15 protein-coding genes are annotated in these 15,283 nt (G+C 40.0%); 14 read left to right on the top strand and 1 reads right to left on the bottom strand.

All coding sequences use genetic code 11. The annotated features are described in order from the left end of the window. The first annotated feature begins 34 nt into the window (after window positions 1–34). The 6 genes from ACFQ4A_RS02000 (at window position 35) to nfsA (ending at window position 8,011) form a co-directional block, all read left to right on the top strand. The gene (locus ACFQ4A_RS02000; protein ID WP_382397159.1) at window positions 35–913 is read left to right on the top strand and encodes an FAD binding domain-containing protein; all 879 of its coding nucleotides are present in this window, start codon (window positions 35–37) and stop codon (window positions 911–913) included. Next, on the top strand, window positions 910–3,246 hold the full coding sequence (locus tag ACFQ4A_RS02005) for a xanthine dehydrogenase family protein molybdopterin-binding subunit (protein WP_382397160.1): 2,337 nt from the start codon (window positions 910–912) through the stop codon (window positions 3,244–3,246). The genes ACFQ4A_RS02000 and ACFQ4A_RS02005 overlap by 4 nt, the downstream gene beginning before the upstream one ends. A gap of 9 nt (window positions 3,247–3,255) precedes the next feature. Beyond that, complete coding sequence (locus ACFQ4A_RS02010) at window positions 3,256–4,089, top strand: XdhC family protein (RefSeq protein ID WP_382397161.1); 834 nt, start codon at window positions 3,256–3,258, stop codon at window positions 4,087–4,089. Continuing rightward, a complete protein-coding gene (locus tag ACFQ4A_RS02015) occupies window positions 4,086–4,421 on the top strand; it encodes an XdhC family protein (RefSeq protein ID WP_382397162.1) in 336 nt (111 codons plus the stop codon). Before ACFQ4A_RS02010 ends, ACFQ4A_RS02015 begins: the two co-directional genes overlap by 4 nt. Window positions 4,422–5,340: 919 nt before the next feature. After that, on the top strand, window positions 5,341–6,702 hold the full coding sequence (locus ACFQ4A_RS02020; RefSeq protein ID WP_382397163.1) for an NCS2 family permease: 1,362 nt from the start codon (window positions 5,341–5,343) through the stop codon (window positions 6,700–6,702). Window positions 6,703–7,261: 559 nt separating this feature from the next. Further along, a complete protein-coding gene (gene nfsA, locus ACFQ4A_RS02025) occupies window positions 7,262–8,011 on the top strand; it encodes an oxygen-insensitive NADPH nitroreductase (protein WP_382397164.1) in 750 nt (249 codons plus the stop codon). A gap of 178 nt (window positions 8,012–8,189) precedes the next feature. Here the strand turns inward: nfsA and lexA are convergent, their stop codons facing one another. Further along, window positions 8,190–8,813 (bottom strand): transcriptional repressor LexA, encoded by a 624-nt coding sequence (gene lexA, locus ACFQ4A_RS02030; RefSeq protein ID WP_382397165.1) that lies wholly within the window; start codon window positions 8,811–8,813, stop codon window positions 8,190–8,192. Between the two features lie 276 nt (window positions 8,814–9,089). Here lexA and ACFQ4A_RS02035 point away from each other — a divergent pair, with 276 nt between their 5' ends. The 8 genes from ACFQ4A_RS02035 (at window position 9,090) to ACFQ4A_RS02070 (ending at window position 15,128) form a co-directional block, all read left to right on the top strand. After that, the gene (locus ACFQ4A_RS02035) at window positions 9,090–9,728 is read left to right on the top strand and encodes a YneB family resolvase-like protein (RefSeq protein WP_382397166.1); all 639 of its coding nucleotides are present in this window, start codon (window positions 9,090–9,092) and stop codon (window positions 9,726–9,728) included. A 160-nt stretch (window positions 9,729–9,888) separates the two neighbouring features. Further along, window positions 9,889–10,122, top strand: coding sequence for a DUF896 domain-containing protein (locus tag ACFQ4A_RS02040; protein WP_382397167.1), 234 nt, complete (start codon window positions 9,889–9,891; stop codon window positions 10,120–10,122). A gap of 86 nt (window positions 10,123–10,208) precedes the next feature. Next, entirely contained in the window at window positions 10,209–12,212 is a 2,004-nt protein-coding gene (gene tkt, locus ACFQ4A_RS02045) for a transketolase (RefSeq protein WP_382397168.1), read from the top strand. A 137-nt stretch (window positions 12,213–12,349) separates the two neighbouring features. Then, entirely contained in the window at window positions 12,350–12,811 is a 462-nt protein-coding gene (gene sirA / locus ACFQ4A_RS02050; RefSeq protein ID WP_382397169.1) for a sporulation inhibitor of replication protein SirA, read from the top strand. A 44-nt stretch (window positions 12,812–12,855) separates the two neighbouring features. After that, complete coding sequence (locus tag ACFQ4A_RS02055; RefSeq protein ID WP_090232820.1) at window positions 12,856–13,080, top strand: YneF family protein; 225 nt, start codon at window positions 12,856–12,858, stop codon at window positions 13,078–13,080. 221 nt (window positions 13,081–13,301) lie between these two features. After that, entirely contained in the window at window positions 13,302–14,009 is a 708-nt protein-coding gene (locus ACFQ4A_RS02060; RefSeq protein WP_382397170.1) for a cytochrome c biogenesis CcdA family protein, read from the top strand. An 83-nt stretch (window positions 14,010–14,092) separates the two neighbouring features. Beyond that, window positions 14,093–14,518, top strand: a complete 426-nt coding sequence (locus ACFQ4A_RS02065; RefSeq protein WP_382397171.1) for a Na(+)/H(+) antiporter subunit B — start codon at window positions 14,093–14,095, stop codon at window positions 14,516–14,518. Between the two features lie 130 nt (window positions 14,519–14,648). Continuing rightward, window positions 14,649–15,128 (top strand): CcdC family protein, encoded by a 480-nt coding sequence (locus ACFQ4A_RS02070; protein ID WP_382397172.1) that lies wholly within the window; start codon window positions 14,649–14,651, stop codon window positions 15,126–15,128. Window positions 15,129–15,283 lie beyond the last annotated feature (155 nt).

Here is a 15,283-nt window from a genome sequence, read left to right on the forward strand (position 1 = left end):
TGTCATTTATAAAATTTACAAGGGGGGCTTACAATTGAGAGTTTCAGATATTGATTTGATTTCACCAACATCTGTAGAAGAATGTTTATATTTTCTTTCTGACAAGGATAAAAGTTCCCGTCTTATAGCGGGAGGAACAGACGCTGTTGTCGGTATGAAAGATGACGTGGGGCGTCCTGATACATGGATTAGTATAAAACAAATGAAATCATTACGGTATATACGTGAAGAAGACGATGGGATCCATATTGGGCCTTTGACGACACATACTGACATTGTTCACTCGGAATTACTTCAAGAAAAAGCGGATGTACTAGCAGCAACCGCTAGAGAAGTCGGTGCAATCCAGTTGCAAAACATGGGTACACTTGGGGGAAACATCGGAACTGCTTCACCAGCGGGCGATACGATTCCAGCTCTATTTGTATTAGAGGCAGAAATTGAGCTAACTTCACTAAATGAAAAGCGTATAGTGCCGATTAATGAATTTTTCACTGGACCAGGGAAAACTGTTCAAAAACATGGGGAGATGATTACAAATATTGTTATACACCCCCAAGATAAAAATGAAATAGGAATTTTTGAAAAGTTAGGTCCTCGTAAGGCACAGTCCATTGCAATCGTTAATGTGGCAATCTCTTTAAAAATGGGCAGCAAACCCAGGGAGTGTCTTGGTGGAAAAATTGCATTTGGTTCTGTTGCACCAACAATTATCCGATCAAAGAAATGTGAAAATATGCTTACGCTGGGGCCACTTGATCACGATGTAATCCAGGATATTGCGGGTGCAGCTTGGAAAGAGGTTATGCCAATTTCAGATGGCAGAGCCAGTGCCAAATATAGACGAAGTATGGCCAGTGCTTTATTAGAACGTGGTTTATACCGTTTACTTAAAAGGTGGGATGAAAGATGAGTAAACTGGAAACAGACATTCAAAAACGTGTTAATGAAGAGAAGTTAAAATGGGTTGGTAAATCAGTAAAAAGAATTGATGGTCCTGAAAAAGTGACAGGAGAACAGAAATATAAAACAGATTACACTTACCCAAACATGGTATGGGGTAAGGTGCTGCACTCTAAATATCCATTTGCCAAAATTAAGTCAATTAATACATCAAAAGCAGAGCAGCACCCTGGGGTTGTTTGTGTTTTAACCCATAAAGATATTCCTGGATTTAATGGGTTTGGTATTGTAACGCCTGATCAACCTGTGTTGTGTGAAAATATTGTAAGATGTACGGCTGACGCGGTCGCACTGGTTGCTGCGGAAACGCTTGAAGATGCAGAAGAGGCCAAAGATTTGATTGAGGTAGACTATGAACCTCTTGAGCCAGTTACAGATGCTGAAAAAGCTATGATTCAGGGGGCATCAGAGCTTCACCCAGATGGAAACATTCATAGTCATGTAACCATTAAAAATGGAGATTTGGAAAAAGGTTTTGAAGAAGCTGACTATATTTTTGAAAATACGTACTATTCCCCCAGACAAATGCACGCCTTTATCGAAACAGAAGGTGGCTGGGGGATGCTCGAACCTGATGGATCACTAAGAATCGAGTGTCCAGCCCAATATGGACATAGAGATAAATTACAAATCGCTAGAGCGCTTGCATTAAATCCCGAGCGTATTCATGTTTATTCTAGCCCAAATGGAGGAGGGTTTGGCGGCAAAGATGAAATTACCGTACAAATATACCTTGCACTTTTAGCGATGAACACAAATGGTAGACCAGTTAAAATCCATTTGAGCCGTGAAGAATCTGTGATTGCTGGTATCAAGCGTCACCCTTTCAAGGTAACAGTTAAAACAGGGGCAAAACGGGATGGTACCCTTGTTGCCAACAAAGTTCGTGCAGTTGCAGATACTGGTGCATACGCATCCCTTGGTGGGGCCGTTATTTCACTGGCAATTGAACATGCGTCAGGACCGTATTCAATACCAAATGTTGATATGGAAGGTTTTTGTGTTTATACAAATAATGGAATTGCGGGGGCATTTCGTGGATTTGGTGTAAACCAAGTATGTGTCGGCATTGAAACACATATTGATATGTTGGCTGAAAAAACGGGACTTAATCCAATTGAAATAAGAATGAAGAATGCGTATCACCAAGGTGACATATCAAGTTTAGGTCATGTTGTTCAATCAAGTGTCGGAACAACCGAAACTCTTGAGAAGGCAGAAGAATGTGACTTATGGGTATATAGGGATCTTTATAAAACCCAAGTCAGTGAGCCATGGAAAAAACGCGGTGTTGCTGTTGCAACATCATTTCATGGTGTTGGTATGGGTATCGGTTCACCTGACTATGGTGCAGCCTCTATTGAATTGCTTGAAGATGGACGTTTTAAAGTTGGGGTTGCAATTGAAGAAATAGGAACTGGAAATGGGACTGTGTACGCACAAGTAGCGGCTGAATGTTTAAAATGCAATGTTGATAATATCGTAGTTATTCAAGGTGATACAAAGGAAACGCTTGATAGTGGTACTATCTCAGCTTCACGATCGACATATACTGGTGGACGCGCAATAGCAACGGCTGCTCCAAATATGATCAGCTTATTATCAGAGGCTGCTGCTGAACTACTAAATGTACCAAGGGAAGATATCGAACTTGCAGACAATAAATTGATTGTCGCTGGTGATGATTCTAAGTTTGTTACGTACCAACAAATTTATGCATTCCTTCATGACAAACACGAAACAAAACGTGTAGAAGGACACTTTTATTTACCAAAAGAAAAAGAAGAACTCAAAAGTTCTGGAGGGGCGCCACATCATTTGTACGGCTATATGACACATGTTGTTATGGTAGAGGTTGATACGTTAACGGGACAAACGGATGTGCTAAAGGTTGTCTCTATCCCGGATACTGGAAAGGTTTTAAACCCACAAGGGCTGGAAGGGCAGACCGAAGGCGGAGCTGTTATGGGGATAGGTTATACTTTATATGAGGATGTCCTAATTGAAGGAGGTTATCATAAAACGAAAAACTTTACAGATTATATTATTCCTACTATTAGAGAAACGCCTATTATTGAAACGATACCAGTTGAATCGAATGAAGAATCTGGTCCATTTGGAGCGAAAGGAATTGCTGAAGTGGTAATGATTCCAATAATCCCAGCAATTATGTCTGCAATTTATGATGCAGTTGGCGTAAGAATTAATCATTTACCAGCTACACCAGAACGTATCCATAAGGCCATTCAAGAAACTAAAAAACAGACGCTAGCTTCGAGGTGATACTAATTGATGAGCCATCAATTGTTTGAAGAGCTTTCTGAATCTGTTAGTAAGCATGAAGATGTTGCTCTAATTACGATAACAAACCATCCTGATATATCTATTGTTGGCACAAACTGTATTCTAAAACGAGATGGAAAAATATTTGATGATCAGGCGTTCTCAAAGGAGTTACAGGCGGAAATAGTTGAAAACTGCTTACCATTAATAAAGCAAAATAAACCAAAAACTATTCAAATAACATATGATAATATACAAATTGAATGTTATGTTGAAATATTCCCAGTTCCCCCACATTTGATTGTGGCTGGGGCTGGGCATGTATCAGAGCCAGTTGCTGAAATTGGAAAGATGCTCGGTTTTTACGTTACCGTCATCGATGATCGAAAAGAGTTCGCCAATCGTGAACGATTTCCCTACGTAGATGATGCTGTATGCACATCATATATTGATTTTTTCAGAAATGTCCGTATTACCCCACAAACATATATACTACTTTTAACGAGGGGACATAAATTTGATGTTGTTAGCTTACAAGAATTATTAAAACGGGAAGAAAATATGAGTCTCGAAGAACGTACCGCTTACATCGGTATGATTGGCAGTAGGCGAAGAATATCTGGTGTATTTGAACAACTAAAAAGTGAATTTTCAGATCATAATTTTTTAAATATATATTCCCCCGTAGGTTTGGATATTGGTGCACAGACACCCACTGAAATTGGAGTTAGTATTATGGCAGAAATTTTAAAAATAAAAAATGCAACGAGTGGTCATTCCTTAAAAGAAAAGATCCCCAGCTATTCACAATTAAAATTCAGGGAGAGGAGAGTTAAAGAATGAATTCCATAGACTTTTACAAAAAAGTAATGACTCTTCATCAGGAAGGTCATAGTGCCGCTGTTGCCACAATTATTAGGACGAAAGGATCGACACCGAGAAGAACGGGTGCAAAGATGATCATCTATCCAGATGGCAAAATCTTTGGTACCATTGGTGGCGGTTGTGGTGAGGGTGAAGTAATTGAAAAGTCTTTTTCAGTAATTGAAAAAGGCATTCCTTCTCAGCATCAAGTAGACTTAACAGAGGGATTATTTTATGAGGACGGGGGCATCTGTGGCGGAATTATGGATATTTTTATTGAACCAATTAATAAAGTAGCTATAAGTAAATGAAATCGATTTGGAATGGGTGATTAGTCCCTATCCTCTCACACCACCGTACGTACGGTTTCAGCAATCTTGCGTGAAACATAAAATGGATGATTGTGTATATCTCATCAATCCGATGTTTAATGGGAACCTCTTCAGGCGAAAGCTTAGCCGGTTTATAGTTTATTGGGGAGATCACAGTTGGAAGATTCTCACCCAAAAGGTCTAAGACGATCGCCAACTAAACCGGACAATACGTTATAATAAAGGTAGCTGATCTCGTAGGAGGTTCTTCCTTCAATATTTCCAACATGACAGACCTTTCAATCCCAGAAAGAAAGCAAAAAAAAGTTAAGGTATGATTCCAAGCTAAGCTTTAATTTATGAATAATTCAGGATATATTTTAAAAAACTAGGCAATATCATATCCACTAAGTTCCGAAAATTTCTACTTGACAAAAGAGGGCGAAAGGTTTAAAGTGTTAATTGAATAAACAACTTATTCAATTATGGAAATAAAAGCATTTGAAAGCTATTATTTTCAATCAATTTGAAAGCGGTGTCATGTGTTTTCTATTTATTGGAAAAGTATTGAACCGCAGTAACCTTCCACTTTAGTTAGGTTGCTGTGGTTTTTTATTTTAATAGAGCAGGTATTTACAGGTATTTGGTACCAATATAGGATAAATCAATATGTCATTGGTCCTAATAATATAGTAGAGCGATTTACACTGCTTACCAAACAGAGAAATTTATCGGTATTTATACGAATTAAATGGCAACAAATATCAGAAAATTACCATGATTATTTACTTTAACAAATGAAAGATTGAAAAGGGTGGTATGCAGGTAAAGTAAGGCCTTACGTATCTTAGTTTTACTTCTATTTCATTTATCCAGGATGCAATAGAAATTAATTCTATTTTTTTAGGGGGAATATAATATGTCGAATCTTGGACAAGAAATTGAACATGATAAGAATCCTGAACCACTGAAATCATCGGGTTTAGACAGATTTTTTAAACTAACTGAACGTGGAACAAACGTAAGAACTGAACTCATTGCAGGTTTGACGACTTTTATTTCTATGAGTTATATCATCTTCGTAATTCCAACCATGCTGGGTGATGCAGGAATGCCACATGAGGCTACACTTGCTGCAACAATTTTTGTTACTGTATTTACTACAATCCTGTTTGCGTTATGGTCAAATTTTCCAGCTGCTACTGCCCCAGGAATGGGTTTGGTTGCGTTTTTTACATACACTGTTGTAATTGGTGAAGGATTAACTTGGCAAGCCGGTTTAGGTGCCGTGTTTATATCAGGTATCGTATTTTTAATTCTTACCATTACAGGTATACGAACAATGATTATATATGGTATACCGGATTCAATGAAGTCGGCCATAACGGTTGGTATCGGACTCTTTATTAGTTTTTTAGGATTTCAAAATGCCGGACTTGTTGTTGCCGATGAATCCAATATTGTTGGAGTAGGAGATGTAGCCGCTACTGGTCCATTACTTGCCTTATTTGGTCTGATTCTTGCGGGGATTTTATCTGCAAAAAATGTTAAAGGTGGTTTATTAATCGCGATTCTTTCAACAACAGCACTTTCTATGATTGTAGGGTATACGGAAACACCAGGTGGTATTGGTGATATATTTTCCATAAATGTGCCGAGTTTAGGTGAAACATTATTTGCCTTAGACATTAGCGGGGCTATTGGATATGGCGTTATCTCAATCATTCTTTCGTTTACACTTGTTGAGCTATTTGATAACACTGGTACACTTATTGGATTTGCTAAAAAGGCTGGACTTGTTAAAAAAGATGGCAAGATTGATGGAATTGATCGTGCGCTACAAGCTGATGCTGCCGGTACCATTTTAAGTTCAACGATGGGTGGGACAGCCTTAAATGCATATGCCGAGAACTCCACTGGTATCGCTGAAGGTGGGAGAACAGGATTAAAAGCGCTTGTTGTAGCAATTCTATTTGCTTGTACATTGTTTATTGGACCACTGGTTGAGATTGTACCTACAGAAGCTGTTGCACCAGCGTTAATCCTTGTTGGAGCATTCATGCTACCAGAAATTAAAAATATTGATTTTAGTGATTTTACAACAGTAATACCTGTTATGTTAACCATTATTATGATGCCGTTGACTTACAGTATTGCCGAAGGTCTTGCATTTGGTTTTGTTTCGTATACATTATTGAAAATGGGTACTGGAAAGTTTAATGAAATCCATCCAATTATGTATTTTATTTCTGCAGCATTTATGATTCACTTTTTCATGTAATATAGACGGAGCTTACAATCTATAATATCATTGATTTTTTGTAGATAACAACTAGTGCCGTCATGATGCACCCCTTACTTCAATTATGAAATTACAATTGAACAAATGCATAGATTGTACATACATTGAACAGCGCACAAAACTAGAATGAAGCACTATAAACACTATTTTGTAAGTTCCTTGCATTGTATGGATTTCGAATATGTTAATTTATTGTAATAGAGATGAAGGCATTACTTATAGTTGATAAAAATATTCGCACTTACCGGCATTTATAAGTACATTTAAAAAAGACCTTAGAACTGTTTAATTCTAAGGTCTTATTATGAATCTGGAATTCAGGATACTCCTCTAATGCTAAGCATGGCCCGCGATTAAGGGGGCTATATTTAACCGAACGTAGCAAAAAAGTCATTGACCATTACATTGAGATTCTAAAACTCCATAATCCATCATAATTTGAGGACAAATGTCCTGAATGTAATATATTCATTATAATTTCCCTTATACTTAGTGGTTTTTTCCCTAATAATGCACAATCACGAAAAGGAGCTTTTCAATGAATAACACATTACAAACTATTTTCAATCATCGATCAATCCGTAAATTCACGAAAGAAAAATTAACGACCGAACAAATATACACCATTGTCAGAGGGGCGCAGAAAGCTTCCACATCAAATTATATGATGGCATATACGATTATCGGAATAGACGATGAAGAAACAAAAGAGAAATTAGCCACTATAACTGGACAAACCTATGTAAAAGACAATGGACACTTTTTCATATTTTGCGCTGACTTGCATCGTGTTTATAACCAAGCTTCCAAAACAGTTCAGGAAAAAATGCAAGTAAATATGGAAAATACAGAGCAATTTATTGTTGCAACAGTGGATACAGCTCTCGCAGCGCAAAACGCAGCAATAGCCGCCGAATCAATAGGATTAGGGGTTTGTTTTATCGGAAGCATACGAAATGACATCAAACGTGTAGACGAAATCTTGCAATTACCTCAGTACGTTATCCCCTTATTCGGTCTAGCTGTTGGGTACCCTGATCAAAAACCAGAACAAAAACCCCGTTTACCACTAGATGTTGTTTATCATGAAAATAAATATGACCATAATTTGGAACAGATTAAGCGATTAATATCGGAATTTGATCAACAAATTAGATCCTATTATCAAAAACGTTCAACAAATACAAGAACAAATACATGGACGGAACAAATGATCCGTAAGTACTGTGAAGAAGTCAGGATGGACATTACACAATTTGTTAAAGATAAAGGATATAACAAACACTAACTCAAATGAAATCATTTAATTTAAAACCCTAGTTTGGCGACAAAAGTTACGGAAGAGGATTATGATCGTTTAAATATTGATCAATCAACCATACACCCATGGAAGCACGAACAGATTTACAAGTTACTAAGCAGAAATACGGCTTTCGTCATACCAATAATGACGAAAGCCTTGTTTTTTAATCAATATGACGATACAATCCAATCACTTTACCAAGAATCGTCACGTTCTGATAAACGAGCGGTTCCATGGTTGCATTCTCCGGCTGCAGGCGGATATGGTCCTTTTCCTTAAAGAATCGTTTGACAGTCGCTTCATCTTCATCCGTCATGCCCACAACAATATCACCATTTTGCGCTGTGTTTTGCTGTTTAACAATGACCATGTCTCCATCCAGTATACCTGCCTCAATCATACTTTCGCCTTCAATGACCAGTACGAACAGATTCTCCTCGGTCCCGGTAACAGAGCCTGGTAACGGTACAAATTCTTCGATGTTTTCCACTGCAGTGATCGGCAGTCCGGCTGTGACCTTTCCAATGAGCGGCGCATACCGCGGTTCTTCCCGTGGTATATGACTTTCTTCAGATTGATTCAATACCTCAATTGCTCTCGGTTTCGTCGGGTCACGTCTGATAAACCCTTTACTTTCCAATCTTGCCAAGTGTCCGTGCACAGTTGAGCTGGAGGCAAGACCCACGGCCTCGGCAATTTCGCGGACTGACGGCGGATACCCTTTCTCGATGACTTGTTCCTTAATATAGTCGAGTATGGCTTCCTGTCGTTTTGAAAGTTTTGTCATTTATTAAACACCTCGCACATACAATTTATTAAAGCTAGTATATCATGTACGTGCCAAATAAACAAACATTCGTTCGAAAAAATGGTTGACAAGATCGCGTGTTCGTTTATAATTATAGATAGATGAGCGAACAAAGGTTCTTGCGAATGGGGGGGCTGGTCATATGTTCGATAAACTAACGAAAACAGACCTATTTTACCTAGTGGCTTTTGCTTCAGCACTGATATTTTTATATATTTCGATGGTAACAAGTGCATAATGTAAGGAGACTTTAGCTTGAGAGCTATTATTTATTGCAGAGTGAGTACAGACAAAAAGACACAGGAAACATCATTACAGCGACAAAAAGAAGAACTGATGAAACTTGCCGAAAATGGCGGGTTTACCATCGTCGATTATATTGAGGAACAGGCAAGCGGTTATGACATCGATCGGGATGGTATTTTTCACATGCTGGATTACTTTTCCGGGAAACAGGCAGACTGTTTACTAATTCAGGATGAAACGAGACTGGGCCGCGGCAATACCAAAATTGCTCTGTTTCATCAATTGCAAAAATTGGATGTCCATATTTATACAGCACTGCAGAGTGGTGAACTGGAACTGTCTGAATCAGACTCAATGGTGCTTAAGATTGTCAGTATTGTAGAAGAATATCAGCGGCAGATCCATAATGCCAAAATCAAGCGGGGAATGAAACGGGCGGTTGATAACGGGTTTCAACCAGGACGGAACTTGTCGAATCGACATCAGGCACCCGGAAAAGACCGTAAATCCTTTCCGGTTGAAGAAGTTGTCCGGTTGCGGCAAAATAATATGACGTTCCGGGAAATTGCCGATACGCTTAATGGGCTGGGCTACCCGGTTTCAAAGGCCACGGTCCACCGCAGATACCGGGAATACCTCAATACTTGAATATACGTCTGTGGCCATGTAATATTAAAAGACAGGAACACGTATGTTGTTCGTGTCTTTTTATTACGTTAAGCTAGAATAAAATCCGCTAATTAAAAGACAAGAAAAACTGCAAACGCGGAATTTGCCGGTTTTTCCAATGTTTTCAGGAGGTCCATCAATGATATCAAACGAAAAACTTAATCGCATAAATCAATTGGCACACAAATCAAAAAAGGAAGGGTTAACCGAGGAGGAGAAAGCGGAACAACAAGAATTGCGCGAAGAATATTTGCAAAATGTACGCAAATCCTTTAAAAATCAGTTTAAGTCAATGACGGTAAGGGATCCCGCCGGAAATGATGTCACACCGCAAAAGGTACGAGATTTACAGAATAAAAATAAAAAACGCTAGACAGGCATGTTATAGCTTGTTCCATCTGCGTTTTCATTATAGAATTAGATAGGATATGAATGCTAACAAAGGAAGGGGTATTGGCTTTGTCAGAATCAGTTGAACAGTTATCGATTAATACAATCAGAACATTGGCTATTGACGCAGTTGAACATGCAAATTCCGGACACCCCGGTCTCCCAATGGGTGCCGCGCCGATGGCCTATACACTCTGGACGGACTTTATGACACATAACCCGAGTCATTCCAATTGGTTTAACCGGGATCGTTTTGTATTGTCGGCTGGCCATGGATCGATGCTCTTATATGGCCTCTTGCATCTGTCAGGGTATGATGTCACGATTGACGATTTGAAGTCTTTCCGGCAATGGGGTTCACGCACACCAGGTCATCCGGAAGTGCATCATACGGACGGTGTCGAAGCGACGACAGGACCGCTTGGACAGGGGCTTGCCATGTCAGTGGGGATGGCGATGGCTGAAGCCCATCTTGCGGCAACGTATAATAAAGAGGATATTTCCATCATCGATCATTATACGTACGCCCTTGTAAGTGACGGAGATCTGATGGAAGGCATATCCCATGAAGCAGCCTCACTTGCTGGTCACCTGAAACTGGGCAAACTTATCGCCTTATATGACTCCAATGATATTTCACTCGATGGGGAGTTGAATCGTGCCTTTTCTGATAATACTGAGGAGCGTTTTAAGGCCTATGGCTGGGAGGTCATACGTGTTGAAGATGGTAATGATTTGAATGAAATCCGGGCAGCCATTAAAAAAGCAAAAGACAATCGTGACCAGCCTACCTTGATTGAAGTGAAAACCGTTATCGGGTATGGGTCACCAAATAAATCTGCAACAGCCGCTTCTCACGGTGCACCGCTGGGCGAAGAAGAAGTTAAATTGACAAAAGAGCATTATGCCTGGACCCATGATGACTTTCACGTACCGGAAGAGGTCTATGCTGATTTCCGGGCAAAAATTAAAAATGATGGAGAAAAAGCGGAGCAAAACTGGAATGATTTATTCACATCTTATAAAGAAAAATATCCGGAAGCGGGTAATGAATTGGAGCGAGCTATCAAAGGTGAATTGCCGGAGAACTGGGACAAAAACCTCCCCGTATATGACCCGCAGGATGATGCGAAAGCAACTCGTGCATCCTCAGGAGATATGCTGAATGAAGTATCCAGGGCTGTACCATACTTGTTTGGGGGAAGTGCCGATCTAGCAGGTTCCAATAAAACAACCATTAAAGATAAGGAAGACTTCTCCCGCAACAATTACGCAGGAAAAAATATCTGGTTCGGTGTCCGTGAATTTGCCATGGCCGCTGCAGTAAATGGTATGGCTTTGCATGGCGGGATCAAACCATATGCAGGCACTTTCTTTGTCTTCAGTGATTATTTACGTCCGGCATTACGGCTATCAGCTATCATGAATAACCCGGTGACGTACGTATTTACACATGATTCCATTGCGGTCGGGGAAGATGGTCCGACACATGAACCAATCGAGCAGCTGCCATCACTCAGAGCGATGCCCGGTCTATCACTCATCAGGCCGGCAGATGGCAATGAAGTACAAGCCGCATGGCGATTGGCTTTGGAATCCCGGGATAAACCGACAGCGCTCGTATTAACCAGGCAAGGGCTTCCGGTATTGGAAGGGACAAAGGACAACGCATATGAAGGCGTCAAAAAAGGTGCCTATGTTGTTAGCCGGGCAGCCAAAGCAGCACCGGATGCACTTTTGCTGGCAACAGGATCGGAAGTTCAACTGGCTGTCAAAGCACAAGAAGCACTTCATGAAAAAGGTATCCATGTTAATGTAATCAGTATGCCTTCCTGGGACAAGTTTAACGAACAGGACAAGGCCTATCAGGATCAGGTGCTGCCGCCGGATGTCACGAAACGACTTGCTATTGAAATGGCCTCCCCGTTTGGCTGGGATAGGTATACAGGTAACGAAGGTGACATTCTGGGAATTGAGCAATTTGGTGCATCTGCCAAAGGTGATAAAGTTGTTGAAGAATATGGCTTTAATGTTGACAACGTCGTTAAACGTGTTGAAGCGTTATTAAAATAAATGGCCATGAAAAGGTGACTTTCTCGCAAAGTCACCTTTTCTGTTGCTTCGACAAAATTAGTCCATCTTTGCTTCGGTGTGTGACAAACTTTGGAATAAAAATCGGTATAATAGGCAATAAAAGAGGAGGGGTTTTGTTGAATCATTACACTATTTACTGGGTAAAAGAAGAATTTGCCCGCTTCTTTTATTATCGAAGTGACGTGTTATACCGATTTTTGAAAAGTTATGAACAGCACCAGAGCCGGGAAATTATTGCCAGGCAGTTCCATTATATTACCCTAGATATCCCGGAAGACATGCTCATATCCAACATAATGCAATCCCATCCGTCTCATGCCAACCTTATAACAGAAGGGAATTCGATCAAAATTTATCAGGAAAAGCGCTGTATTTCTTTACATATCGAGCAAAAACGTATAAACTTTCGTGGTAACATCATTTATGATGCCGAAGATTTACTTTTTCCTGCTTTACGGTCCATTCATCCATATTTTTTCGTAGTTGGTGCTCACCCATATGATTTTGGCTGGATTGCGCCGGTTACCCTTGAAAGGAATATGGACAAGCATGAACAAGTATTGTATTCTCATCTTTGATTTACTATACTGTATGAGAGACAACATGAAGGAGGAAAGCTTTAATGGACGTCATTTGGGTTGTGTTAATTGCCATTCTGGCGTTAATTGCCGGAGTGGCACTCGGATTTTTTATAGCTAGAAAATATATGATGAATTACTTAAAGAAAAACCCGCCGATCAATGAACAAATGCTGCGTACACTTATGATGCAGATGGGACAAAAACCATCACAGAAAAAAATTAATCAGATGATGCGCCAGATGAATAACCAACAACAAGGAAAATAATGGAAGTCAATCATAAAAGGTGAAACGATGTCACAACACCCCCCTGCTTTTTGACGGTTCAGCAGGGGTTTTCCTTTGCAACCCCATTCGCATGATTGACCGTACACGTTACAACCGGGAATCCGGGTGAGCCTCACTGTTGGATTATTGTCATAAAGCAGAAGCGTGTTCTGTATTTTTTCTGGTAAAATGCGGGTAAGGTATCGTGTAGGAGGGTTATCATGTCAGAGGAAATTAATGTCTTCATTGCGTTCGGAGCGGGATTCCTTTCGTTTATCTCGCCCTGTGTATTACCATTATATCCGGCATTTCTTTCATATATTACCGGGATGAGTGTTAATGAATTAAAAAACGAAAATAAAATGCTGACTAGGAAAAGTTTATTGCACACAGTTTTCTTCCTGCTCGGCTTTTCGCTCGTCTTTATAATGCTCGGATTTGGTTCGTCCTTCATTGCCGAATTCCTTGAAACAAACCGGGACATCATCAGGCAAATTGGGGCTATTTTGATTGTGTTTTTCGGACTGGTGATTGTCGGGGTGTTTAATTTTGAATTTCTCATGAAAGACCGGAAGATTACCTTTAAAAACCGTCCGGCGGGCTTTGTCGGCTCCTTTCTCATTGGTCTGGCATTCTCGCTGGGATGGACGCCTTGTATGGGCCCCATTTTGGTGATCGTCATTTCGCTGGCGGCAACGAATCCTGATATTGGCATGATTATGATGATCAGTTATATACTCGGGTTTTCAATCCCGTTTCTCGTCTTGTCATTTTTTATTGGAAAAATGGCGTGGATCAAGCGCCACAGCTCCATGATTGTCAAAATAGGCGGCTATATTATGATTTTCATGGGCGTTGCGTTATACTTTAACTGGATGGCGGATCTGACCTCATTTTTGGCAAGTCTGTTTGGTTTCACCGGGTTTTAATATGTTATCAATTGGAATTTTAATCGTTTTGTAATAGACTGTCACTAGAGTGGTACCATTATGGAAAAGGGGTTTCATGTAACATGTACAGACCGAACGATCTTATCCTGCGAACAACGACATCGTTGATTGCCTTTATTTTACTAGGATTTTCAATTTATTTGCTTTTTGCTGGTCATAATTCACCAGGTGGCGGTTTTATCGGCGGTTTGATGACATCAGCTGCTATAGTACTTATGTACATGGCTTATGGTGTAGGTGTATTGGAAAAAATTTTGCCGATAAATTATCGCACAATGGTGCCGATTGGGCTGTTGGTTGCTACCGGAACAGGTATTGGTTCATTTCTGTTTAAACAGCCATTTTTATCGCAAACATTTGGTCATTTTCAATTCCCGATTTTAGGGGAACTGGAACTGGCAACTGCCATGTTATTTGACCTTGGTGTCTACCTTACCGTTCTGGGGGTTACGCTCACCATTATTTTAACAATTGCAGAAGATCAATAATGCTGCTTGGACAATTATGGTTGATAAGCTCATTAAAATGGCGGGAACGTTTCATTGTCCTGTCAGTTATGATCAAGCGTTCCATGATTTGGAACCGATTAACCAGAAGCTGAGAAAGAGTTGGTGAGTAATGTTCTGGCTGACAGCAAGCACCATCGTTGCAGCGTTTATGGCGATTACCATGATATTTGTCCGGTTAAAAGCATCCCAAAAACCGGCATCTGTCAAAAAAATTATATTGCCGCCGTTATTTATGAGTACAGGCGCACTTATGTTTTTAATCCCTGTCTTCCGGGTCGATATATTACAGGTATTGGAAGCAATGTTGGTTGGTATGATCTTTTCCGTTTTACTGATAAAAACATCCAAATTTGAAATAAAGAATAGGGAGATATATTTGATCCCGTCCAAGGCATTTGTTTTTGTGTTATTTGGCTTGTTGCTGCTTAGGATTATCATTAAGTTGATCATTGGCGCGACCGTTTCCGTTGGGGAAACGAGCGGTATGTTTTTCCTGCTGGCATTTGGCATGATTGTGTCATGGCGCTTGGCTATGCTGTATAAATTCAAAAAATTGGAAAAGGAACTGAAATACACTGAACCAACATAAATTGGTCTGAATACATACAAATTCCAGCAGCCAGTTTGAAGTATCTGTCCCACATAAAGTAACATCGCGGATTCTGTCGCCTGATTTTGCGCGGCCCGGAAAATGTCCGCCAATAACTGTTTTCGCAAAAAATGGCAACGCCCCTTATTCAGCCG

The sequence above is a fragment of the Lentibacillus salinarum genome (genome assembly GCF_042679865.1).
GTDB lineage: Bacteria > Bacillota > Bacilli > Bacillales > Amphibacillaceae > Lentibacillus > Lentibacillus salinarum.

Coding starts and splice junctions, on each gene's coding strand:
- ACFQ4A_RS02070 (WP_382397172.1), top strand. CDS start 14,649: ATGTTCTGGCTGACAGCAAGCACCATCGTTGCAGCGTTTATGGCGATT.
- ACFQ4A_RS02060 (WP_382397170.1), top strand. CDS start 13,302: ATGTCAGAGGAAATTAATGTCTTCATTGCGTTCGGAGCGGGATTCCTT.
- ACFQ4A_RS02005 (WP_382397160.1), top strand. CDS start 910: ATGAGTAAACTGGAAACAGACATTCAAAAACGTGTTAATGAAGAGAAG.
- ACFQ4A_RS02055 (WP_090232820.1), top strand. CDS start 12,856: ATGGACGTCATTTGGGTTGTGTTAATTGCCATTCTGGCGTTAATTGCC.
- ACFQ4A_RS02065 (WP_382397171.1), top strand. CDS start 14,093: ATGTACAGACCGAACGATCTTATCCTGCGAACAACGACATCGTTGATT.
- ACFQ4A_RS02040 (WP_382397167.1), top strand. CDS start 9,889: ATGATATCAAACGAAAAACTTAATCGCATAAATCAATTGGCACACAAA.
- ACFQ4A_RS02020 (WP_382397163.1), top strand. CDS start 5,341: ATGTCGAATCTTGGACAAGAAATTGAACATGATAAGAATCCTGAACCA.
- ACFQ4A_RS02010 (WP_382397161.1), top strand. CDS start 3,256: ATGAGCCATCAATTGTTTGAAGAGCTTTCTGAATCTGTTAGTAAGCAT.
- lexA (WP_382397165.1), bottom strand. CDS start 8,813: ATGACAAAACTTTCAAAACGACAGGAAGCCATACTCGACTATATTAAG.
- nfsA (WP_382397164.1), top strand. CDS start 7,262: ATGAATAACACATTACAAACTATTTTCAATCATCGATCAATCCGTAAA.
- ACFQ4A_RS02015 (WP_382397162.1), top strand. CDS start 4,086: ATGAATTCCATAGACTTTTACAAAAAAGTAATGACTCTTCATCAGGAA.